Raw genomic sequence first — 23,488 nt, 5'->3', positions numbered from 1 at the left:
CTGAGGCTGCCTCTTGCCCAGCAAGAGACAGGATCGTTCCCACGCTCCGCGTGGGAATGCAGCCCGTGACGCTCTGCGTCACTTGCCGAAGTGGACGCGGAGCGTCCGGTGAGGCATTCCCACGCAGAGCGTGGGAACGATCTTCTGGACACTCTATGCACTTCGACCTGACCGACCTGCGCCTGTACCTGAACATCCTCGACACCGGCAACATCACCGCTGGAGCGGCGCGCAGTCATCTGTCTCTGGCCGCAGCGAGCGCACGGATTCGTGCCATGGAAGCGTCACTGGGCATCGACTTTCTCGAACGCGGCCGTCGTGGTGTCACGCCCACACCCGCCGGCAAAGCCCTGGCACGACATGCAAGGGTTATGCTGCAACAAGCCGAGCGCATGCAGCAGGATTTGGCCGAATACGCCAACGGCGTCAAAGGTCAGGTACGGCTGCTGTGCAACACCACGGCGCTCACCGAATACCTGCCGGAGCTGCTCGCCGATTTTCTGCGCGAGCATCCCAACCTCGACATCGACGTTCAGGAACTGCCCAGCACGCGCATCACCCACGCCTTGCGTCAGGGCGCCGCAGACCTCGGTATCGTCACCGATGCGGTGGACACCAGCGACCTGCAATCCCAAGCGTTTCGCGACGATCCGCTGGTGCTGATCATGCCCTGCGATCATCCCTTGGCGAACGCCGAATTCGTGAGTTTCGCTGACACCCTGCATCACACCTACGTTGGTTTGAATACCAACAATGCTTTGGCGATTTATCTTGAAGAACAGGCCCTGCACACCGGCTCGCGGATGCATATCCGCATCCGCGCCGACGGTTTCGATGGCGTGATGCGCATGGTCGCGCACGGTGCCGGGCTGGCGATCGTGCCGCTGGCTGCCATCGAACGCGGATCGCCCGACCGATCGTTCAAAAGCATTGCGCTGAAGGAAGACTGGGCGCAACGCAAACTTCTGCTGTGCGCCCGTTCATTCGACCATCTGCCCGGTTATGCCCAGGCCCTGTTCGAGGCATTGCGGGCCGCCAGTCGTTGAAGACTGAAGACTCGCAGTTGCGTGCCCAGACTAGACCCTGGACAACGGATTCAATGCACCCGCAGCCTTGGGTTTTCTGAAAAACATGCAGTAGACAACGGTGAGCAACAGCAGGAAAGGCACGCCGAATACCAGTGTCATCTTGAACGCGTCAGTGAAATAGGTAGTGATCATGACCGCGCCCATCAGTACCAGCCCCAGCAAGGTGCTGTAAGGGAACAAACGCATGCGGAACGACAGTTTTCGCTCGCCGTTACGCTCGTGGTAGCGACGGAAACAGTAGTGCGTCAGGAAGATCATGAACCAGGTGAAGATGGCACCAAACATGGAGATCGCCATCATCAAAGTGAACGAACTCTCCGGGTACACAATGTTGAGCAAGGTGGCCAAGGCGATGCCAGAACTCGACAGCAACAGGGCATTGAGCGGAATGCCAGTCTTGCTCAACACGCCCATGGATTTCGGTGCATAACCACCACGAGAGAGGCTGAACATCATGCGCGTGGTGATGTAGAGCTGGCTGTTCATGGCCGACAACGCCGCAATCAGAATCACGAAATTCATCACCCCGGTCGCGCCGGGAATACCGATGGTTTGCATGACCGTGACGAACGGGCTCTGGGCCTTGCCGGCCTGAACCCACGGCACGATGGCCAGCATCAGTGCCAGGGTCCGCAGGTAAAACACCACCAACCGCACGATGGTCGCGCGAAAGGCTTTCTTGACGGCACGCTCAGGGTCCTGCGCCTCACCGGCAGCCACGGCGATCATTTCCACGCTCAGGTAGCTGAAGATCGAAACGATCACCGCGACCCACATTCCCTGAAGACCATTCGGGAAAAAGCCGCCGTGGTCGGTGTAGTTTTGCACGCCGTATTGCGGGTTGCCGGAACCGAACACCACATACACCGCCAAAATGATGAAGCCGACAATCGCGCCGATCTTGATGGTGGAGAACCAGTATTCAAACGTACCGAACGTCTTCACGCTGATGGCGTTGAGCAGGATCAGCATGCTGGAAAACGAGATGATCCAGATCCATTCCGGCACGTTGGCAAACCAGTACTTCATGTACATCGCCACCGCCGTCACTTCCGTACCGACCGCCAGCACAATGGCCGCCCAATAGGCATAGCGCACCAGGAACCCGGCCAGCGGGCTGATATAAAACTCGGCATAGGCACCGAACGAACCCGAGGTCGAGTGGGCCACGGTCATTTCCGCCAGACAGCCCATCAACAGCAAGGTAATGATCGCGCCGATGGCGTAGCTGAGCAGCACGCTCGGCCCGGCATAGCCGATGGCATACGCACTGCCCATGAACAACCCGGTGCCGATCGCGCCACCAATGGCGATCATGCTCATTTGCCCCGAGGTGAGTTGGCGCCGCAGTCCTTGCTCACGGTTGGCGATAGTGTCAAAGCCGGCGGCTTTGCTCATTTGTCTGTCCTCTGAATTTTGTCTTTTTTAAGAGAGAGCACATGGATGGAAAAAACGCTTTCACGTCACACTGTGGCGAACCTGGAATTGCGCTTGCGACCAGGTTTTCTGATCGAGGATCTCACCGAGAATCTGCACTGCATCCCAGACTTCGGTGAAGGTGGTGTACAGCGGGGTGAAACCGAAGCGCATGATGCGCGGCTCGCGGTAATCGCCGATCACGCCACGGGCGATCAAGGCCTGGATCACTGCGTAGCCTTCTGGATGTTCGAAGCTGACATGGCTGCCACGCTTAGCGTGCTCCCGTGGTGTGATCAGGGTCAGTTCATGAGCGGCACAGCGCTGCTCGACCAGCTCGATGAACAGATCGGTCAGGGCCAGGGATTTGCGGCGCAGGGAGGCCATGTCGGTCTGGGCGAAGATATCCAGACCGCACTCGATCATCGCCAGAGAGGTGATCGGTTGAGTGCCGCACAAGTAGCGAGCGATGCCGCTGCTCGGCTCGTAGCGAGTCTCCATCGCAAACTGCCGCGAGTGCCCGAACCAGCCCGACAGGGGTTGCGCCACCAGATCACACAGTTGCGGACTAACCCAGACAAACGCCTGCGAACCAGGGCCGCCATTAAGGTATTTGTAAGTGCAACCAATCGCATAATCAGCCTGCGCTTGATGCAGATCGACCGGCACCGCGCCAGCGGAATGCGCCAGGTCCCAGATGGCCAGTGCGCCACATTCGTGGGTGAGCGTGGTCAGGGCCTGCATGTCGTGCATGTAGCCCGTCTTGTAGTTGACGTGGGTGAGCATCACCACGGCGGTGTCCTGGTCGATCGCTTGCGGCAGCTCCTCGGGACTATCGACCAGACGCAAGGTGTAACCCTGCTGCAGCATGTCGGCGAGGCCTTCGGCGATGTACAGGTCGGTCGGGAAGTTGCTGGATTCGGTAACGATCACCCGGCGTTCCGGCGACCGTGCAGCCTGCACGCGAAGGGCGGCGCTGAGCACCTTGAACAGGTTGATTGAAGTGGTGTCGGTCACCACCACTTCACCGTCACGAGCGCCAATCAGCCCGGCCAATCGATTGCCCAGATGCTCGCAAAGGTCACGCCAACCCGCGCTGTTCCAACTACGGATCAGGCCATTACCCCACTCTTGAGCAATCACTTCTTGCGCGCGCGCCAATGCGGCGACCGGGCGGGCGCCCAGCGAGTTGCCATCGAGATAGATCACACCGTCGGGCAGTGCGAATTGCTGGCGCAGTGGCGCAAGAGTGTCCTGGGCATCAAGCGCCAGGCAATCGTTTCTTGTTGTCATTGGGTGTCCTGTTCTTTGAAGGTCTTAGCGTGTTTTCAGGCGTTGTCGGCCCCTTTTCCGTGGAAAGATAATGAACGAAGCAATGGAGAATTTTCGTGCAAAGTGGACTGCCATATAGTAGTTATCTCGCAGAAAATTCGAATTAAACGCCAATAAACGTGGACTTCTATCAGCCATGAATCTCGACTCGACAGACCTGCGCATCCTCCATCAATTGCAACAGGATGGCCGTATCAGCAACCAGGAACTGGCAGAGAAAGTCGCTCTATCGCCGTCGGCCTGCTTGCGCCGTTTGCGCCTGCTGGAAACGGAAGGAATCATCACCGGTTATCGCGCCGTACTGAATGCCGAACGGCTGGGAATCGAGCTGGAAGCCATCGTCCATGTGTCGTTGCGCCAGGACGTCGAGGACTGGCACGAGACCTTCATCAAGAAGGTGCAATCGTGGCCGGAAGTGGTCACCGCGTACGTGATTACCGGCGCCAGCAACTATGTATTGCGGGTCCAGGCGCGCAACCTCAAACACTTCTCGGATTTCATCGTCAACCACCTCAACCGCACGGCCGGCGTGACCGATATCCGCTCGGAAATCGTCCTGCAGAAAATCAAGGAGCGTGAGGAGTTGCTGGATCTGGTGGTGCGCAAGTAAAAGGCTCAACTCGCCGGGGCGTACACCGACATCCTGTAGGAGCGAGCTTGCTCGCGAAATACGTTAACGATGACGCGATCATCCTGAATGGTCGCCGCGTCTACAGGTTTTTCGCGAGCAAGCTCGCTCCTACAGCGAGCGCGGTAGAGCTCCGAATTTAGCGCATGCGTCGAGAACTATTACGCTGCAATGTCATGCTCGGGGACTCGTCGAACAACTTGCGATACTCGGCGGAGAAACGCCCCAGGTGGGTAAAGCCCCAGCCCATGGCGATCGCGGAAATATTGCGCGCCGAGCCATGTTCGAGAATGTCCTGGCGCACGGCGTTCAAGCGGTACTTTTTCAGGTAGACCATCGGCGACAGGGCGAAGTATTTCTTGAACGCCTCGAACAATTTAAAGCGCGATACGCCGGCCGCCGCCTCAATGTCCTCAAGGTGCAGGGTTTCCCGGGCATTTTCATGGATGAATTGCCGTGCCCGAATCAGGTAGTGCGGCAACTTGATGCCGAGTACTTCACGAAGCTCCTGCGAATAATTGTTCGGCTGGGCGAGGATCAACCCCTTGATCAGCGAACTTTCAATGTCCCGGGTGAAAGCCACCTGCTCGTAGAGCTCGCTGCTACGCTCCAGTTCGGCGATGAAATAGCGCGCCATCCGCCACCAGGAGGCCGACGCGCCGTCGACCGCATCCATCACCGGCTCGAAGCACAAAGGCGTATCCAGCGGGCGCTGCAGCATGCCCTCCAGGGACTCGCTCATGGCCACACGGGTGATCACCACCTGAACCTTGCGGCAATCGCCGGAGATCGCCAGCAACTGGTTTTCATTCGGGGAAATGATCACGCCTTGATCGCGATCGGACTTGAGCACACTGCCGTTCTTGCTCAATTCCTGCTCGCCTGTCAGGGGCAAGCTCAGGCTGTAGCTGCTGAAGTGCTCGGGGTCTTCAATATCGATGGTCACATCAGTGCCGTACTCGATAGTGCCAAGCGTAGTAGCCATCGATTTGAACGTGTTGGCGCTGTGATGAAAGCGGATCCGTTCGGGTGTCGCGGTCACCAGTCGATGAGGTCCGCAGATACCGGACATCCAGATCCTCGCGGCATCAAGGTCATCGCTATCGACACGAATATCGCGGAACTGCGGATCAGTTTTGCTGCTCATCACGGTGCACCCACAGGCTATTTTTTTGCGCGCTCTGACGGCGCGTCTTCGACTGAAATGGCAACTTCCAGGCCACAAAACGCCACAGCCAACTGAATGGATAGCAATCGCTGACTAAGTGGATAACGCAGCAATCAAATGGCACTCGACGCCTGTCAAAACAGTACCTGATTGCTGCAATCAGGGGCAGCCGTTCATCGCAATGGTGCAGAGGTTGGGTAGACGCTGCACAACCGATTGTTACCCGACACCCCCTGTAGGAGCTGCCGAAGGCTGCGATCTTTTGCTCCTGAAAAATCAAAAGATCGCAGCCTTCGGCAGCTCCTACAGGAACCAGACACGCGCCCCCCAATTTTATGGCTTGTCTTCGTCGACAAACCGGATAGACCCCCACCCGCCTCAATCCCTCTAATGAGCACACCGATTAGCCCCAATAAAAACCGGTGCACACCCATGAGTGGCGAAAAAACGTCGCGCAGTGGAAAGCGTTTATCCAGGGCTGCCTGGACTTCCGTCCGGCAGAAGGCGTGTTCCGGATCGCCCGGGACATTTTCACCGAACCGCAGTTGTTCGATCTGGAGATGGAACTGATCTTCGAGAAGAACTGGATCTACGCCTGCCACGAAAGCGAGTTGGCCAACAATCACGACTTCGTCACGATGCGTGCAGGCCGCCAGCCAATGATCATCACCCGCGACGGTGACGGTCAGCTCAACGCACTGATCAACGTCTGCCAGCATGCTGCAGTACTTCGACAGCAGTGAACTGCGCGATGCGCCGGTCGACATGTACGTCTGCGGGCCTCCACCGATGGTCGAGTCGATCAAGAACTGGTTGCAAACCCAGACATTGGACAGCGTTCACCTGTATTACGAAAAGTTCACCGAGAGTAATATCTGATCTTTCAAATCATGCCTGACAACAACAAGCAGAAGGGACCGAGATGGCAGATGAAATCTTGCAACAGGGAACGCTCACGCGGGGGTTGAAGAATCGACATATCCAACTGATCGCATTAGGGGGTGCGATCGGTACTGGGCTGTTCCTGGGCTCTGCCGGCGTGCTTAAGTCCGCCGGACCGTCAATGATCCTCGGCTATGCAATTGCCGGGTTCATTGCCTTCCTGATCATGCGCCAGCTGGGCGAGATGATTGTCGAGGAACCGGTCGCCGGTTCCTTCAGTCATTTTGCCCACAACTACTGGGGTAGCTTCGCCGGCTTCCTGTCCGGCTGGAACTACTGGGTGCTGTATGTCCTGGTGGGCATGGCCGAGCTGACGGCGGTCGGCAAATACGTGCAGTTCTGGTGGCCGGAGGTGCCGACCTGGGTCAGCGCCGCGGTGTTCTTCGTGCTGGTCAACCTGATCAACACGCTGAACGTCAAAGTCTTCGGTGAAATGGAGTTCTGGTTCGCGATCATCAAGGTCGTGGCCATCATCGGCATGATCGTCCTGGGCTGCTACATGCTGTTCAGCGGCACGGGCGGCCCGCAAGCGTCGGTGAGCAACCTGTGGAGCCACGGCGGGTTCTTCCCCAACGGCTACAGCGGTTTGCTGATGGCGATGGCGTTCATCATGTTCTCCTTCGGCGGCCTGGAACTGGTCGGCATCACCGCCGCTGAAGCCAGCGAACCGCGTAAAGTGATTCCGAAGGCGATCAACCAGGTGGTTTACCGGGTGTTGATCTTCTACGTCGGCGCACTCACCGTGCTGCTGTCGCTGTACCCGTGGGACCAACTGCTGCAGACCCTGGGCGCCTCGGGCGATGCCTACAGCGGCAGCCCGTTCGTGCAGATTTTCGCCTTGATTGGCAGCGACACCGCCGCGCAGATCCTCAACTTCGTGGTGCTTACCGCCGCGCTGTCGGTCTACAACAGCGGCGTCTACTGCAACAGCCGCATGCTCTACGGCCTGGCCGAGCAAGGCGATGCACCCAAAGCGCTGATGAAGCTGAACAAACAGGGCGTACCGCTGCTGGCGCTGGGCGTTTCGGCGCTGATCACGATGCTGTCGGTGGTGGTCAACTACGTCGCCCCCCATAAAGCCCTTGAGTTGCTGTTTGCCCTGGTGGTCGCCTCGCTGATGATCAACTGGGCAATGATCAGCCTGACGCACCTGAAGTTCCGCAAGGCCATGGGCCAGCGCGGCATCGTGCCCGGCTTCAAGGCGTTCTGGACGCCCTACAGCAATTACCTGTGCCTGGCGTTCATGGCTGTGATCATCTATGTCATGTGGTTGATCCCGGGGATACGGGCGTCCGTGTACGCCATCCCGGTCTGGGTCGCGATCATCTACCTGTTCTACCGGCTGCGCATGGCTAGGCATCGCGCCTTGCCAGTGGCTCAGTAACCACGCAAAGAAAAGCCCCGGCATTCAGTGAATGCCGGGGCTTTTTCTTACCCGCAGGTCAGAGCGTCGAGCGCAGGCGCCACAACTCGGGGAACAGCACCGTGTCGAGCATCTTGCGCAGATAGCCGACCCCTTCAGTCCCACCTGTTCCTGGCTGGAAGCCGATGATCCGTTCAACCGTGGTGACGTGCCGGAAGCGCCATTGACGGAACGAGTCCTCGAGGTCGATGAACTTTTCCGCCAACTGATAGAGATCCCAATAACGTGAAGGGTCGGTATAGACCTCGCGCCAGGCAGCTTCGACCGAGGCATCGTGCTCGGTTGGCAGGCTCGGGTCACGTTCGAAGCGTTTCGGGTCGATCACCAGCCCGGCATTGGCCATCAAACGAATCGCTTCGTCATACAGCGACGGTGTGGCGATCGACTTCTCCAGTTCCTGCAACAACTCCGGGCGATGGGCGTGGGGGCGCAACAGCGTCGCGCTCTTGTTACCCAGGATGAATTCGATTTCACGGTACTGGAAAGACTGAAAACCCGACGACTGCCCGAGAAATGGCCGAATCGCGTGATACTCGGTGGGCGTCATGGTGGCCAGCACTGTCCAGGCGTGCACCAGCTGATCAAAGATTCGCGAGACCCGCGCCAGCATCTTGAAAGCCGGTGGCAATTCGCCCAGTCGTACATGCTCCCGAGCCGCCTTGAGCTCGTGCAACATCAGCTTCATCCACAGCTCGGATGTCTGGTGCTGGATGATGAACAGCATTTCGTTGTGGTCCGGCGACAGCGGGTGCTGGGCATTGAGAATGCGCCCCAGGTCCAGGTAGTCGCCGTAGCTCATGGAATCGGAAAAATTCAGCTCGGCGTTGTGCCATTCCCCGGACGGATTGGCAGGCGAGTACGGACATTGGCTCATTGGGCAGCCTCTTCAGATAGCAGTGAATTCAGAGGACGCAGAATCGCCCGCACCGGGCTTGCGTCCAGATTTGCAAAACGCAGCGGCAGCGCGATCAGCTCATAGTCACCTTCCGGGACCTCGTCGAGCACGATGCCTTCCAGGATAGCCATGCCGTGGCGGGCCACTGCATTGTGCGAATCCATGGTTTTTGATTGCTGCGGGTCCAGCGAGGGCGTATCGATGCCGATCAGACGCACGCCGTGACTGGCCAACAGGTCGACGGTTTCTTTGGCGACCGCCGTGAAGTCCGAATCCCAGTTGCTCAGCGGTGCCTGTCGATAAGTGCGCAGCAGGACGCGTTCGGGCAGGTTTTTCAAACGACCTTGCAATTGCTCGGGCTGTACCAATCGGCCGCTGTCCAGGCAGTGCAACACTCGGCAAGGCCCGATGTAGACGTCGAGCGGCACATCGCCAATCGCCGCGCCGTCTGCGCTGTAGTGCAACGGTGCATCGACATGGGCGCCCGTGTGCGGTGACAGCGTGATACGTCCGACATTCACCGGGCACTCAGGCCCCAAGGTCCACACGCGCTCTTCCTGAAAAGGCGTATCGCCTGGCCAGGTCGGTGTTGCCGCGCTCAAGGGCGGGCTGATATCCCACCACGACATTGTTTTTTTCATTGCAAAGCTCTCGGCCTTTTCCGATGTGAATGATACGAGTGATACCTGTGCATTTTCTTGCAAAAACCGTCGGCCTTGCTTGAATCTTTCGCACAAACTGCCAGGAATCGGCCATTTCTAGAGAGGAAGTTTCAACCTGTACGTCACTGGATTCAACGGCTAGCCGGTCGATAGCCGCTGCGTTTCTGGATACCTCGATGTCGAGCACAGACAACTGAGGCGCTTCCAAGCCCGATAGGGTGCGACTTCAGCTCTCTCTCATCAGCCGGAGTCATCATGACCGCACCGATTACCGTTCTTCGCGACACCCACCCGCTGCCCGTGCTTGACGCCTGCAAGTGGGAAAAACTCGAGGGCGACCCGCACACCGTCAACCTCAACGCCTACACCAGCGAAGACGGCAGCAAGATCATGGGTACCTGGATCTGCACACCAGGCAAGTGGTACGTGGAATACGTGAAGTGGGAATACTGCCATTTCCAGGAAGGCTACTGCATCATCACCCCGGAAGGCATGGCGCCTATCCACCTGCGTGCCGGTGACATTTTTGTCATCGAGCCAGGCATGAAAGGTACCTGGGAAGTGGTGGAAACCGTGCGCAAATATTTCGTGTTTGCCTGATTCCACGAAAAACCACTGTGGGAGATTTTATGGTTGAGGGAAAGCTCCCACAGGTTCTTTCGGCGATCGCAAAATCCATGGACAACACAAATCCCTGTGGGAGCGTGGCTTGCCCGCGAATGCGCCAGGTCAGTCAGCATCAATGTTGGATGTACCGGCCTCTTCGCGGGCAAGTCGAATCGTCGCACCGCTCGCTCCTACAGTAGTTATTGTCCGGTCACAGAATCTGCGATCAACCGAAAAACACTGTGGGAGATTCTGTGGTTGAGGGGAAGCTCTCAACCATAGAATCTCCCACAGGTTTACCTACACATGATCACTGCGGCTTGCGATAGCCATTGATAATCGCCGAGAAGTCGCTGCCCCCTTCCCCGCGCAAGCTCATCGCCTGATACAACTGCTGGGCCACCGCGCCGAGCACCACCGGTTGGTGCGCCTGACGGGCCGCTTCGGTTGCCAGCCCCAGATCCTTCAACATCAGCTCGGCACCAAAGCCACCGGTGTAACCGCGCGAAGCCGGTGCGGTTTCGACGATACCCGGCCAAGGGTTGTACATCTCCGAACTCCAGCAACGACCCGTTGAGCTGTTGATGATGCCCGCCAGCACCTTGGTGTCGATACCCAATGCATCGCCGAGCGCCATGGCTTCGCTTACGCCCACCATGGAAATGCCCAGCAGCAGGTTGTTGCAGATCTTGGCGATTTGCCCGGTGCCGACTTCGCCACAATGGACAATGTTGCGCCCCATCTGCGCGAGTACCGGTTGCAGCGTGGCGAACAGTTCCGGCGTGGCGCCGACCATGAAGGTCAGTGTCCCCGCCGCCGCACCGCCCGTGCCACCGGAGACCGGCGCATCGGCCATGGCCACGCCCTGCTTGGCGGCAGCGGCGGCTACATCGCGAGCGGTTTGCGGATCAATGGTGCTGCAATCCACCGCCGGCACGCCCTTGCCGATACCGGCGAGCACGCCATTTTCACCCAGCCAGACGCTGCGCACATGCACAGCGGCCGGCAGCATGGTGATCACCAACTCCGCGCCTTCGGCGGCCTCACGGGCCGACGCGCTGATGCTGCCGCCCAACTGCTCAAGTTCTGCCAGCACGGTTTTGTTCAGGTCGACAAGGCGCAGCGCGTGACCGGCCTTGATCAGGTTGCGCGCCATTGGCGCACCCATGTTGCCGAGACCGATAAAAGCGATTTTCATGTCCGGCTCCTTAGCGCAAATTGATCGTGGTGTTCACACCGTCGTTGACGCTGTTGTCATCGAACCAGCGGCTGGTGACAGTCTTGGTCTGAGTGTAGAACTGCACCACTTGCTTGCCATACGGGCCGAGGTCACCGAGCTTGGAACCGCGCGAACCGGTGAAGCTGAAGAATGGGACAGGCACCGGAATCGGGATGTTGATGCCGACCTGGCCGACGTCGATATCGGTCTGGAATTTGCGCGCTGCCGCACCGCTTTGGGTGAACAGACCGGTGCCGTTGCCGAACGGGTTGGCGTTGACTAGCGCAATAGCCTGGTCGAGGGTGTCGACTTCCAGCACCACCAGCACCGGGCCGAAGATTTCCTGGGTGTAAATCTGCATGTCAGTCGTCACCCCAGAGAACAGGGTCGGGCCGACAAAGTTGCCCTTCTCGTACCCGGGGACCGAGATGTCGCGACCGTCCAGCTCCAGTTTGGCGCCTTCCTTGATGCCGCTTTCGATCAGATCGAGAATCCGCGCCTTGGCCTTTTTCGAGATCACAGGGCCTACGTCAGTGCCCGGCTCACTGCCGGCATTGACCTTGAGCTTTTGCGCCAGCGCCTTGAGGTCAGGCAGCCACTGCTTGGCCGCCCCCACCAGCACCACCACCGAAGTGGCCATGCAACGCTGACCGGCAGCACCGAAACCGGCGCCCACCAGCGCATTGAGCGCTTGTTCGCGATTGGCATCCGGCAGCACCACCGCGTGGTTCTTGGCGCCCATCATCGATTGCACGCGCTTGCCATGTTTGCCAGCCAGGTCGTAAACGTGAGTACCCACGGCCGTAGAGCCGACGAAGGAAACAGCCTTGATATCCTTGTGGGTGCAGAGTGCATCCACCACATCCTTGCCGCCGTGCACGACGTTCAGCACACCCGCCGGAACGCCGGCCTCGATGGCCAGTTCCACCAGCAACATGGTCGACATCGGGTCCTGCTCGGACGGCTTGAGTACGAAGGTGTTGCCGCAGGCGATGGCCATCGGGAACATCCACAGCGGAATCATCGCCGGGAAGTTGAATGGGGTAATGCCGGCACACACACCGATGGGTTGGCGCAGGGTGTAGGTATCGACACCGCCTGCCACGTTTTCAGCGAACTCACCCATTTGCAGGCTGCCGATGGAGCACGCGTGCTCGACCACTTCCAGGCCACGGAAAATATCGCCTTCAGCGTCGGCAATGGTTTTGCCTTGCTCTGCGCTCAACACCACAGCGATGCGCTTGGAGTGCTCGCGAATCAGTGCCTGCATTTTGAGCATGATGCGCATCCGCGCGCCGATGGGCGTCAGCTTCCAGGTCTGGAAGGCGCGATGGGCGGCGCTGATCGCGGCGTCGACTTCCTGCGCGGTCGCGAACGGTACTTTGGCCAGCACTTGCTGAGTGGCCGGGTTGACGATGTCGTGCCATTCGGTGGTTTGGGACTCGACCCACTCCCCATCGATCAACAGTTTGACCTTCTGCAGGGTGGTCTCGTTAGGCGAGAGCGATACGTTCATGTGGGTCTCCTGGACTTGTTGTTATCTAGAGAGCCAAGGCGAAAAAGTCGCCTTGAGATGAGGCGTGTGTCGCGAATTGGTTATACGACTGTTTTTGGAGTATAGATGTGCAAACTTCTAATAAGAACGCACATTAAAGCCGGTCCAACATGCAAAAAAACATCACATCTTTAGGCTCGCTGAACTGGGATGACCTCAAGTTTTTCCTTGAGGTCGCCCGAACCCGCAAGGCCAGCACCGCAGCCAAACGCCTGGCCGTCGACTACACCACCGTGTCGCGGCGCATCAGTTCGCTGGAAGCTTCACTGGGAACCTTGCTGTTCGAAAAATCCCGGACCAGCGGCTTCGTCCTGACCGCTGAAGGCCAGCGACTGCTGGGCTATGCCGAGTCGATAGAAAGTACGCTGCACATGGCGTGCGAACAGGTTTCGGGTTCTGGAGTGGCGTTGTCCGGGCATGTGCGGATGGGCTGCACCGAAGGTTTCGGCAGCTTTTTCATCACGCCGCAACTGAGCCATTTCGTCGACGCGTACCCGGCGATCTCGGTGGATATCCTGCCATTGCCACACTTCATCAGCCTGTCCAAGCGCGAGGCCGATATCGTCATCGCCCTGGAACGCCCCGAGCATGGTCCGTACGTCTGCTGCAAACTCTGCGACTATCGATTACAGCTATATGCGACGCAGGAATATCTGGATAACCACCCAACGATTCGTCGCCCTGCAGATTTGGCCAAGCACTCGTTTGTCAGCTACGTCGACGACCTGGCATTCAGTTCGGAGCTGCTGTACCTGGCAAACGTATTGCCCGGCGCCAGCGCCAACCTGCGCAGCACCAGTGTCATTGCACAATTCGTAGCGGCACAGCAGGGGCGATCACTGGCCATCCTGCCCTGCTTCCTCGCCGCTCAGGACCCACGCTTGCTGCCGGTATTGCCGCAAGAGATCAACATCACCCGCCAGTTCTGGATGTACTGCCGGGAGGACCTGCGCAAGCTCAAGCGGATCACCCTGTTGTGGGATTACATCAGGGAGGTGACGGAGCTCAATGGACCGTTATTGCTTGGTGAGACGCGGGAAATGCGGTTTACCGACTGAGTTCCAGGCAGATGCGGGGGGCTCATCAAGGCAGATCCACCGTATCGTTGCCCTCTTTCAGCTCCAGCATCAACCCGCTCAAGCGCTTGACCTTGCGTCTCACAGCCTCTTCAAATACGCCCCCGCGAGGTTCGATCAACGTGAACCAGTCCTTGGCGCGGGTAATCCCGGTATAGATCAGTTCCTTGGTGAGAACAGGATTGAGGGCATCCGGCAGAATCAATGCGGTATGGGCAAACTCCGAGCCTTGGGATTTGTGCACGGTCATGGCGTAAACGGTTTCGACATCATTGAGTCGGCTCGGCAAAACAAAACGCACACCGCCCTGCCCGTCGTTACGCGGGAACGCCACTCGAAGGACCTGCCGACCGGCTTGCGGCCCCTCTCGCTCGGGAAGTTTGAGTGCAATGCCGATGTCGCCGTTCATCAGGCCCAGGCCGTAGTCATTGCGGGTCATTAACACTGGCCGACCTTCGTACCACTGCTGGTCACTGTCGATCAGCCGGGCCTTGAGCAGCGCATCGGTGACTCGCAGGTTCAACCCTTCCACGCCCCAAGGTCCTTTACGCACGGCGCACAACAACTGGAAGGCATCGAAGGCTTGCAGCACCTGACGAGCCCAGTCCGCCCAGCACGGATCATCGTGCTGGCTATCGAGCGGTGGCCGCTGGTTACGCAGCAGACTTAGATAATGCCGGTAACCCTGCGGCCCCTCGCCATGACCTTCGAGCAACAAACGCTCCAGCGCCCGATCCTGTTCATTCTTGAGGGACAGGCAAAACACATCGTCGTGGCTTCGAGCGACCAACAACTTTCGGGCTTCCTCAGGCTGCTGCTGGTTCACCCAACGGGCTAACTGGCCAATGCCACTGCCCTCGCCGAATCGGCGCGAGTGACGCAACATGACCACTTGCTGGGCCAGGGGATGAGTGCCTTGGGTGTCTTCCTGCAACCCACTGGCTTGCAGGCTTTCCCCGCTGACGGCCTCCAGCCAATGGCGTGTCTGCGGGCTGTACCAACCGGCCTCGGCGTCACGACACAGATCGCCCAAAACCGCACCGGCCTCCACGGAAGCCAACTGGTCCTTGTCACCCAACAACACCAGACGAGCATGGGCCGGCAGTGCATCGAGCAAGTTCGCCATCATCTCCAGATCGATCATCGATGCTTCGTCCACCACCAACACATCCAGCGGCAAGCGATTACCGGCATGGTGACGAAAATGTCGGGTACCCGGGCGACTGCCGAGCAGGCGGTGAACGGTGGTGACATCGGACGGGATTTTATCGCGTATGGCTTCACTGACTTTCAGCGTTCGGACTTGCTGGCTGATGGACTCCGTCAGCCGCGCCGCGGCTTTGCCGGTCGGCGCGGCGAGACGAATGCGCAACGGCTTGCCCATCTCCACAGCGGGAGCCTGCAGCAGTGCCAGCAAACGCACGACCGTCGTGGTCTTGCCGGTTCCAGGACCACCGGTGACGATACTGAAGGCACTGCGGGTTGCGAGGGCACAGGCGAGTTTTTGCCAGTCGATTACCTCGCCGGCTTTGGCCGGACCAAACAATCCGGTGAGACGCAGGAGCAAGTCATCCGGCGCGGCCTCATGGGTTGCCAGGCGTTCTCGCAGCGAATTATCGATACGTCGCTCATAGGCCCAATAGCGGCGCAGATACAGGCGCTTGCCCGATAACACCAACGGTCGCGACTGCACGGTTTCACGTTCGTCGGCCGCCAATGCAACGAGCGGGCTGCAAGCCAGCACCTTGCACCAATGGGCGCCCTCCAGCGCTTCCAGCAGTTGCGACGGTAACAGCATCACGCCACTCTGCAGGTCGCCTTCCGGGGGTAATGACAGGGCGAAGTCTGGCTCCTTGAGCGTCTCGAACAGATCCAGGCAAACATGCCCATGACCCAATTGGTGACTGGTCAATGCCGCAGCCAGCAGCACCAACGGATCATCCTCGGGTGCCAGTTCGTGAAGAAAGGCCACGAAGGCCTTGTCCAGCGCGCGCAACCAACCACGTTCAACCCAGCGCGTGAGCAGCAACAACAAGTCGTCGGCACGGTTCAAGGGCTCAAGATCCGCCAGGCTGTCAGCTGCCAGCGAAGTGGGCAGCAAATCGGCGAAGGTGCGGCTCATAGCAATACTCCCTGTTCCCAGGCGGGCTCGACCCTGGGCTCCGGCTTACCCTGAAACATCCGGTCCAGCCGCTCGATCAACTCTTTGGGTGGGCGGGCGAAGTACACGCCCTGACTCGGTGCGCGCGTGCCCCGAAGGAAAAGGTACAACGCGCCACCGACATGTCGGTCGTAATCGTAATCGGCAAGCCGGGCCTTGAGCTGGCGATGCAGGGCCAGGAGGTACAGCACGTATTGCAGATCGTATCGGTTGTCGAGGATCGACTGCTCCATGGCCTGTTCTGTGTAGGCCGTGTCGTCGACGCCGAGCCAGTTGGATTTGTAGTCGGCGACGTAATAGCGCCCATCGTGCTCGAACGTCAGGTCGATGAACCCCTTGAACATGCCATTGAGCAACACCGGCTCGGCGGCGACGCGAGCCACGCCGTTGTGAGTGTACTGGCGCACCAGTGCATCGAGCTTGAGGACATCGACTTTATGGCTGGCAAACCAGAACTCCATTTCGACCTGGTACTGGGTCAACTTTTCGAGAGTCATCGCAGCCTGCCCAGCACCGACAGACAGCGGCGATTTGAGCAGATGTTGGAGCCAGTCACTCAACGTCGTTATCCAGCCTTCCCAGCCACGGCGATTGCAGCGACGGGCAATAGCATCTTCCACAGCTTGCGGTGTGACAGCAAAACCTTCATCGCCAGCCCACTCGAGCAGGCCATGAAGAAACGTCCCAGGGTTCGGGCCACGGGGGAATCGATGGATATCGGCACCGCCATGCGCCATCTCTCGGGGCGCTTGCGGATCGAGACGCTCATCGTCAAAAAGCTTCTGCGCCTGCGGGCTCTCAGGCGCTTCGTCATTGCCGATGCTCAGGCTGTCGCTTATGCGTAAGGCGCTGTAAGAGGCAATCCACCAGTTTTCGCTGGCCTTGCGCTGGGGAGTCAATGGAGCAAGCAATGCGGCGGTGTTCAGCGGTGGATTGTAATGCTCGCCGGTCGCTTCAGGCATTTCGCTGCAGCTCATTGCAGGACAATCCTGTTGCAAGTCCCGCAACCAAACCTTCAAGCCCGCCGACTCAGTCAATGGTGTACCGCCACCCAACAGATAACCCAACGCTGACAGATGCAGTACCGAGCTGTTGTTACTTCCGCGCTTGAGATCCGTGACCCCCAGCCAGCAGGCGTGTTGCGCCCGTGTCAGGGCGACATAAAGCAGACGCAAATCCTCGGCCAGGCGCTCATCATCGGCCTGGGCAATCAACTCGGGCGTGGGGTTCAAGGTCACCTGAGCCTTGCCCGAGGCGTCGTGGTAATGCAGTGGCAGACGGCTGCCATCCACCGGTTTTGTCGAGCAAATGAACGGCAGGAACACCAAGGGATATTCGAGCCCCTTGGACTTGTGAATGGTCACGACCTTGACCAGTTGCTCGTCGCTCTCCAGCCGCAGGATCTGTTCTTCACCGGCCTGACCGGACAGCGCCAAATGCTCGGACAAGTGCCGAATAAGGGCCTGCTCGCCATCCAGTTCAGCAGCCGCCTGTTGCAGTAACTCAGACAGGTGCAACAGATTGGTCAATACACGTTCGCCGTCGTTGCGGGCAATCAACGTCTGTGGAAGTTGGAAGTCGTGCAGCAGGCGTCGCAGCATCGGTAGTACGCCCTGTTTGCGCCAAAGCTCGCGATAACCGCGGAACTGCATGACCCGCGCCTCCCAGGCCAGCTCGTCCTGGTTCAACTGTTCCAGGTCTACCAATGACAGATTGAGCGTGATGCAGGCCAATGCCGCTCGCAGCGGTCGTTCGACATCGGGCTCGGCACAGGCCTTGAGCCAAGTCAGCACATCGTGAGCTTCCTGCGCGGCGAACACCGAGTCCTTATCGGACAGATAAACACTGCGTACGCCTCGGGCAGAGAGCTCGGCACGCACGGCCTGCGCTTCCTTGCCATCACGGACGAGGATCGCGATGTCCGCAGGCATCAGGCCTGCAAAGTCTTTACCTTCCCGGGCAAAACCCGTGCGCCCTTGCTGCCCAGCGTTGAGCAAGGCAGTGATTTCACTGGCACACGCAGCAGCCAGTTGTTGGCGGTACAGGGCACCGGACAACGGCTGCTCGGCAGACAAGTGCCAGATGTTCAGCGCCGGGACAGATTGATCATTGATGCGCAGAACTTCCTTGCGACCCTGCGATTCCACAGGCAGGAACGGCACCGGGTTATCGCCATTGCTTTCACGGAACAGGAAAGCCCCGCGCCCCGACTCACGAGACTCGGCGCATTCAAATACATGGTTCACGGCACTGACCATGCCGTGGCTGGAACGAAAGTTGGTGCCCAGGGTATGCAGGCGCCCGGTGGTCGCCTGCCGTGCGCGAAGATAGGTATAGATATCGGCGCCGCGGAAGGCATAGATCGCCTGCTTGGGATCGCCGATCAGGAACAGACCGCTTTGCGGGCAGTTTTCTTCGATGCGATAGATGCTCTCGAAGATCCGGTACTGGACCGGGTCGGTATCCTGGAACTCGTCGATCAACGCTACCGGGAACTGTTCTCGGATCAACGTCGCAAGCCGCTCACCACCGTCGGATTGCAACGCGGCATCAAGGCGCAGCAGCATGTCGTCAAAGCCCATTTCCGCGCGACGACGCTTTTCTTCCTCGAAGCGCACGCCGACCCAATGGGCGGCGTGTTGCAAAACCGCCGCGTCCGGAGTCGGCAAACTGTCCAGGCAGGCCTTCAGACCGGGCATGGCATCGAGCCCCGGATGGTTGGGTACGTCACCTTTCTTCCAGGCTTCAGCCATGCCGTCGGGAGTCAGGCGCGTGAAACCGGTCCCGATGTCCAGATGCTCAAGGGTTTCATCTTCAGCCCAGGCTTTGAGTTTCTCGAACCAGGGTTCGAAATAACGTGCCTGCATCTTGCGGCCATCGACACTTTTACTGGCGACACCTTCGTGGCAGATAACCAGCAGCTCGTCAGCCCACTGACGCCAGGGCAGCTTGAGCTCCAACAACGCGGCTCGTCGCTCCTGCAAACACTGCGCAATCAGCTCGGCAGGCTCCTTGCCTTCAACGTTGTCCCGCTCGCTGGCAAACAATCCGCGAACCCGCGGCAACAATGCTGCTGGCCCGCCCCAGTTGCTACGCACCCAATTCAGTGCATCTCCCTGCATCGGGTAGCAAAACAATCGCCAGTAATCGCGCAACACTTCGCCCAGAAGATCGCTGTGGTCAGTCTCCAGGGTCTGGGTAAACAGGCTGCCACTGTCGAAGGCATGCTCGCGCAACATGCGCTGACACCAACTGTGAATGGTCGAGACGGCCGCTTCGTCCATCCACTGGGCGGCGATGTCCAAGCGGTTGGCGCATCCGGACCACTGCTCGATCGGGTATTGATCACGCAACTCGGCAATCAGGCCGTCAGGTGCCGGGGTTTCATCGCGGAAAAACCGTGCGGCTTCAGCCAGTCGGGTACGGATGCGCTCACGCAACTCTTTGGTGGCGGCATCGGTAAAGGTCACCACGAGGATTTGCGGAGGCAACAGCTCGCGCCCGAAACCACTGGAGTCCACACCGTGGCCAAGCACCAGGCGCAAATACAGCGCAGAAATAGTGAAGGTTTTGCCAGTCCCGGCGCTGGCTTCGATCAACTGACTGCCGTGCAGCGGGAATGCCAGGGCAAGAGGTGTCTTGGTACTCATGAACGCGCCTCCTCACTGGACAATGAACGCCAAGGCGCCTCAAGCAACGGTCGATACAGCGCGTCACACCAATCGGTGAATGTCTCGTTGGCGACAAGTACGTCGTAATCGGCGAACTGACGTGCGAGTGCCATGCTTTCCCTTCGCTCTCCATCAGTGGTCAATCCATCGCCTTCATAGGCCTTGCGAGCAGCGGCTTCGGCTTTGACCGGATCGGTCTGCCCCAACCAGGCGAAGGCCGTTTTAACCGCAATAGGAAGTGGCTGGCGCATACCTGATTGCCAGGCCAGCAGCAGGTCACCCAGAATCCGTCGAGCAGCATCCGCGTCCAATGGAGCAAGTAACAGGCTGTCGTCGCTGGCCACCAGTGCCGTGGTCATCGACAGTCCGCTGGCGCACGCGACCAGATGATTGACCCACGGTCGCGTCAGGCGATGCCATTTACGGGATTTGATCGACCCAATGCTGTTGGGAATCGTCGTGATAGACAGCAAACCACCATCAGACCGCTGATGCAGACCGCTGAGCCAGCCCTCGACACGCAAGTCATGCAACTCCAGGCTCACCGGCAGTGCACTGGTCAGCGGCGTTGGCCATAAGCTCAGTAATTGTTGATAGCGTTGCAGCAAATCCGGTAACGGCTCGATCAGCTCCCGCTGAAGGCATTCACCGAACCCTGCCATTGGCAGCAGTCCACCGTTCTGAAGACGCCGAGCCTGCACCTCCAGCGCTTGATCGCTGTTATCGAGGTCCGCCAGTGCCGCCTCAAGCAAACTGTCGCTGAGGTTGTATCGCTGCAAGGCATCGAGGACGAAGGGCTCTTCATCCGGCAACGGTACTTCGGCAGATTCAAAGAACACCTTCAACCGCTGACTGAAGAAATGTCGCACAGGGTTGCGCAGGAAATCCTGGAGCTGACCGAGACTCAACGGTTCATCCTGAACGTGAGCGTCAAGCCTGTCGATTTCAGTCAATTGCTCAGTGGCTTGATGAAGCACTTGCCACTCGCTGGCGTAGCTGAACAGATCATCGCCCTCATGAAAGTAACGGGCGCTGAAGGGTTGCAGAGGATGTTCCTGAGTGATGGCTTCAAGCAGGTCTTCATCGGCACCGGTCAATCGCCAACCGCTGGCGAGATGATCTCGTAGCTGGCCGATCAGTACCGATGCGGGGCGCTCGCTGTTATCGCGAATGCTACGGCCGACCCAACTGATGTAGAGCTGGTCACGGGCCGACAACAGAGCCTCCAGCAACAAGTAGCGATCGTCTTCACGTCGCGAGCGGTCGCCGGGACGGTAGTCACTGCCCATGAGATCGAAGTCCAGCGGCGGTTGTGCGCGCGGGTAGTCACCGTCATTCATCCCCAGCAGACAGACCAGTTTGAACGGGATCGCGCGCATGGGCATCAACGTGCAGAAATTGACTGCACCCGCCAAGAAGCGCTGAGACAAACGTCCCTGATCGAGGCCGGCAAGCCAGGCTTCACGAACGACGGTCAGAGGCAATTCGTCTTGCAGGCTTACCGACTCACAATTCTCGAGCCAGGCTTCACGCAACTCTTCGAGCTGGGTCAGCAAGTATTCGTCATGCTCGTTGCTCGCCTGGAAGAACAGCGACACCAATGCCTGCAGCCGCATGCTCCACTGCTGGGGTGATGCCGGTCGGGTCAGTTCCTGGTGTGCTATTTCCAGCGCATCCAACAGCGCGACCAAAGGGCCTATCAGTGCTGCATCCAGGCCGCCTATTTCATCGTAGGGCTCGATACCTTCACAGGCATTGGCGCTGCCAACCGCATAGCCGAGCAACATTCGCCGCAAGCCAAAACGCCAACTGTTCTGTTCCAGAGCCTGCGGCAGACCGAGACCTGCACGCTGCTCGGCATTCATGCCCCAGCGGATGCCAGCACCTTCGATCCAGCGATGCAAAGTCGGCAGGTCACGCTCCTCTACACCAAAGCGGGTGCGCAATGCGGCAACGTCCAGCAGATCAAGAATCTCGCTGACCGGGAAACGACTGTCAGGCAACTTGAGCAGGTGTTCGACGGCGATCAGCAAGGGATCACGACCGCGCTGGCCTTGGTCAGCAAGCGTGAAAGGAACGAATCGCGGATCGTGTCGCTCCAGTTGACCGAACACAGCCCGAATGTGCGGTGCATAGCTGTCTATATCCGGGACCATGACGATCACATCGCGAGGACGCAATTGTGGGTCGGCGCTGAAACGCGCGAGCAACTGATCGTGAAGAATCTCTACTTCACGCTGCGCGCTATGAGCAATGTGAAAACGGATGGATTTGTCTATCTGCAAATCTATGGCAGGCCATCGCTCGCGCGTTTCGTTCAGGGGACGCAGTTCAAGGATGTCATCCTGCAACTGGTTAAGCAGGTTCAGTGGTTGGCTGTCACTGAACAGGTCGATGCGGCCGTCACGAAATGCCGAGCGATAGCTGTTGGGATCGTCATAGCTGTCGAGCAGGTTGATGTAGTCTCGACCTTGCTTGCCCCATGCTGCCAGCAGCGGTTGAGCATGTTGATGAAGGGTTTGGGCATCGAGTACAACCGGCGTTCCACTCTTGCGAGCCTGTCGCTTGTATTGATGTCGCAACAGGTCCTTATCGGCGACGATGTCTGCCCAGTGGTGACGACATGGATTGTGTACACACAACAACACCTGACTGAAACGAGCCAGCCCGGCCAAAGCTTCCAGGGCTTGGGCTGGCAGAGAAGAAATACCGAATACGATAACCCGTGAAGGCAATCCAGGCGGGGCAGCGTCGAGGCTGTTGATTCGTTCGATAAAACGCTGATGGACACCGGCACGGCTTTGCGCCATCCCTTCTTCACCAACATCCAGCAACAGTGCACGCCACAACTCCGCTTGCCAGCAATTAGCTGGCGTCAGTGGCTTGGTCTCCCCGCGTGCATTTCGCAGTTGGTGACGCCCTTCTGCCCAGTCTTCGAGCCAGTCGGCACGGTATACCTGATATTGGTCGAACAGATCCGCGAGCCGTTCAGATAGCTGATAGCGTTTGCGTAAATCGGTGTCATTGGTCAGGAAGCGCTGCAGCGGTTCGAAATGAGGCTGGTTGATCAACTGCGGAAGCAGACGCATCAGACGCCAGGTCAGCGGGGCTTTATCGAGCAGGGACTTGGCCGGAATCTCGTCGCGCCCCAGAACCATGCGATAGAGCTGCCACATGAAACTACCGGGCAATTGAACGTCAATGGCGGCGGCGATACCGCAGCCCCCCATGTCGTCGTCTTCAGCATCTTCTGCCAACGCCAGCTTTAGCCATTGAGCAATGCCATTGCTCTGCACCAAGGCGATTTCATTTTCCAGGGGAGCCAGCGGGTAACGCCGCATCCAGCTCACCACCAGGCTGCGTAACTCATCCAGGCGGTTGCCGTGAACCACCATAAAACCAGCACTGAGGGACGTTGCGTCCGGCATAAAGGCTTCCTTGGAAAATACAAACGCGAGGGTCAAACCTTAGCATTGTCGAGAGACGGTGACAGCGCAGAGCTGTCCAGTGTTGCTGTACGAACTTTTCTCCAGGCAAAAACAAAACCCCTACCTGCATACGCAGATAGGGGTTTCGGAATTTAATCTTGACGATGACCTACTCTCACATGGGGAAACCCCACACTACCATCGGCGATGCATCGTTT

15 protein-coding genes and 2 pseudogenes are annotated in these 23,488 nt (G+C 58.7%); 7 read left to right on the top strand and 10 right to left on the bottom strand.

The window, feature by feature from the left end; all coding sequences use genetic code 11:
• The first annotated feature begins 155 nt into the window (after positions 1-155).
• Positions 156-1,046, top strand: a complete 891-nt coding sequence (locus ACRESJ_RS18230) for a LysR substrate-binding domain-containing protein (RefSeq protein WP_431759127.1) — start codon at positions 156-158, stop codon at positions 1,044-1,046.
• A 30-nt stretch (positions 1,047-1,076) separates the two neighbouring features.
• Here the strand turns inward: ACRESJ_RS18230 and ACRESJ_RS18225 are convergent, their stop codons facing one another.
• Positions 1,077-2,486 carry an amino acid permease gene (locus tag ACRESJ_RS18225; protein ID WP_431759126.1) on the bottom strand — a complete coding sequence of 470 codons (1,410 nt, stop codon included), beginning with the start codon at positions 2,484-2,486 and terminating at the stop codon, positions 1,077-1,079.
• Between the two features lie 60 nt (positions 2,487-2,546).
• The gene (kynU, locus tag ACRESJ_RS18220) at positions 2,547-3,797 is read right to left on the bottom strand and encodes a kynureninase (RefSeq protein ID WP_431759125.1); all 1,251 of its coding nucleotides are present in this window, start codon (positions 3,795-3,797) and stop codon (positions 2,547-2,549) included.
• Positions 3,798-3,972: 175 nt separating this feature from the next.
• Between kynU and ACRESJ_RS18215 the strand changes: the two genes are divergently transcribed.
• The gene (locus ACRESJ_RS18215; protein ID WP_431759124.1) at positions 3,973-4,446 is read left to right on the top strand and encodes an Lrp/AsnC family transcriptional regulator; all 474 of its coding nucleotides are present in this window, start codon (positions 3,973-3,975) and stop codon (positions 4,444-4,446) included.
• Between the two features lie 157 nt (positions 4,447-4,603).
• Here ACRESJ_RS18215 and ACRESJ_RS18210 read toward each other — a convergent pair whose 3' ends face one another.
• On the bottom strand, positions 4,604-5,611 hold the full coding sequence (locus tag ACRESJ_RS18210; RefSeq protein ID WP_431759123.1) for a helix-turn-helix domain-containing protein: 1,008 nt from the start codon (positions 5,609-5,611) through the stop codon (positions 4,604-4,606).
• A gap of 443 nt (positions 5,612-6,054) precedes the next feature.
• On the opposite strand from ACRESJ_RS18210, the pseudogene ACRESJ_RS18205 reads away from it, so the two are divergent.
• From ACRESJ_RS18205 to ACRESJ_RS18195, 3 genes and pseudogenes are all read left to right on the top strand, one after another.
• A pseudogene (locus ACRESJ_RS18205) lies at positions 6,055-6,351 on the top strand (Rieske 2Fe-2S domain-containing protein); the annotation flags it as partial.
• A gap of 10 nt (positions 6,352-6,361) precedes the next feature.
• Positions 6,362-6,511, top strand: a pseudogene (gene antC, locus ACRESJ_RS18200) (anthranilate 1,2-dioxygenase electron transfer component AntC); the annotation flags it as partial.
• Positions 6,512-6,554: 43 nt separating this feature from the next.
• Positions 6,555-7,958, top strand: a complete 1,404-nt coding sequence (locus tag ACRESJ_RS18195) for an amino acid permease (protein ID WP_431759122.1) — start codon at positions 6,555-6,557, stop codon at positions 7,956-7,958.
• Between the two features lie 58 nt (positions 7,959-8,016).
• On the opposite strand, the gene kynA is transcribed toward ACRESJ_RS18195, so the two are convergent.
• Both kynA and kynB read right to left on the bottom strand, forming a co-directional pair.
• On the bottom strand, positions 8,017-8,871 hold the full coding sequence (gene kynA / locus ACRESJ_RS18190; protein WP_431759121.1) for a tryptophan 2,3-dioxygenase: 855 nt from the start codon (positions 8,869-8,871) through the stop codon (positions 8,017-8,019).
• The gene (gene kynB, locus ACRESJ_RS18185) at positions 8,868-9,533 is read right to left on the bottom strand and encodes an arylformamidase (RefSeq protein WP_431759120.1); all 666 of its coding nucleotides are present in this window, start codon (positions 9,531-9,533) and stop codon (positions 8,868-8,870) included. The genes kynA and kynB overlap by 4 nt, the downstream gene beginning before the upstream one ends.
• Positions 9,534-9,809: 276 nt before the next feature.
• On the opposite strand from kynB, the gene ACRESJ_RS18180 reads away from it, so the two are divergent.
• A complete protein-coding gene (locus ACRESJ_RS18180) occupies positions 9,810-10,154 on the top strand; it encodes a cupin domain-containing protein (protein ID WP_007900627.1) in 345 nt (114 codons plus the stop codon).
• Positions 10,155-10,470: 316 nt separating this feature from the next.
• Here the strand turns inward: ACRESJ_RS18180 and mmsB are convergent, their stop codons facing one another.
• Both mmsB and ACRESJ_RS18170 read right to left on the bottom strand, forming a co-directional pair.
• Positions 10,471-11,358: a 3-hydroxyisobutyrate dehydrogenase gene (gene mmsB, locus ACRESJ_RS18175; protein WP_431759119.1), complete on the bottom strand. Its 888-nt coding sequence runs from the start codon at positions 11,356-11,358 to the stop codon at positions 10,471-10,473.
• 10 nt (positions 11,359-11,368) lie between these two features.
• The gene (locus ACRESJ_RS18170) at positions 11,369-12,895 is read right to left on the bottom strand and encodes a CoA-acylating methylmalonate-semialdehyde dehydrogenase (protein WP_431759118.1); all 1,527 of its coding nucleotides are present in this window, start codon (positions 12,893-12,895) and stop codon (positions 11,369-11,371) included.
• A 149-nt stretch (positions 12,896-13,044) separates the two neighbouring features.
• On the opposite strand from ACRESJ_RS18170, the gene ACRESJ_RS18165 reads away from it, so the two are divergent.
• Positions 13,045-13,992 (top strand): LysR family transcriptional regulator, encoded by a 948-nt coding sequence (locus ACRESJ_RS18165; RefSeq protein ID WP_431759117.1) that lies wholly within the window; start codon positions 13,045-13,047, stop codon positions 13,990-13,992.
• Between the two features lie 25 nt (positions 13,993-14,017).
• On the opposite strand, the gene recD is transcribed toward ACRESJ_RS18165, so the two are convergent.
• Genes recD through recC form a run of 3 tightly spaced genes read right to left on the bottom strand, consistent with a single transcriptional unit; the run spans position 14,018 to position 23,270 of the window.
• Complete coding sequence (gene recD / locus ACRESJ_RS18160) at positions 14,018-16,132, bottom strand: exodeoxyribonuclease V subunit alpha (RefSeq protein WP_431759116.1); 2,115 nt, start codon at positions 16,130-16,132, stop codon at positions 14,018-14,020.
• The gene (recB, locus tag ACRESJ_RS18155) at positions 16,129-19,821 is read right to left on the bottom strand and encodes an exodeoxyribonuclease V subunit beta (RefSeq protein ID WP_431759115.1); all 3,693 of its coding nucleotides are present in this window, start codon (positions 19,819-19,821) and stop codon (positions 16,129-16,131) included. The genes recD and recB overlap by 4 nt, the downstream gene beginning before the upstream one ends.
• On the bottom strand, positions 19,818-23,270 hold the full coding sequence (gene recC / locus ACRESJ_RS18150; protein ID WP_431759114.1) for an exodeoxyribonuclease V subunit gamma: 3,453 nt from the start codon (positions 23,268-23,270) through the stop codon (positions 19,818-19,820). The genes recB and recC overlap by 4 nt, the downstream gene beginning before the upstream one ends.
• Positions 23,271-23,488 lie beyond the last annotated feature (218 nt).

This window comes from Pseudomonas sp. (assembly GCF_050739655.1).
GTDB lineage: Bacteria > Pseudomonadota > Gammaproteobacteria > Pseudomonadales > Pseudomonadaceae > Aquipseudomonas.
The sequence above is the reverse complement of the archived record's forward strand: the minus strand, read 5'-3'. Positions and strand labels throughout refer to the sequence as shown.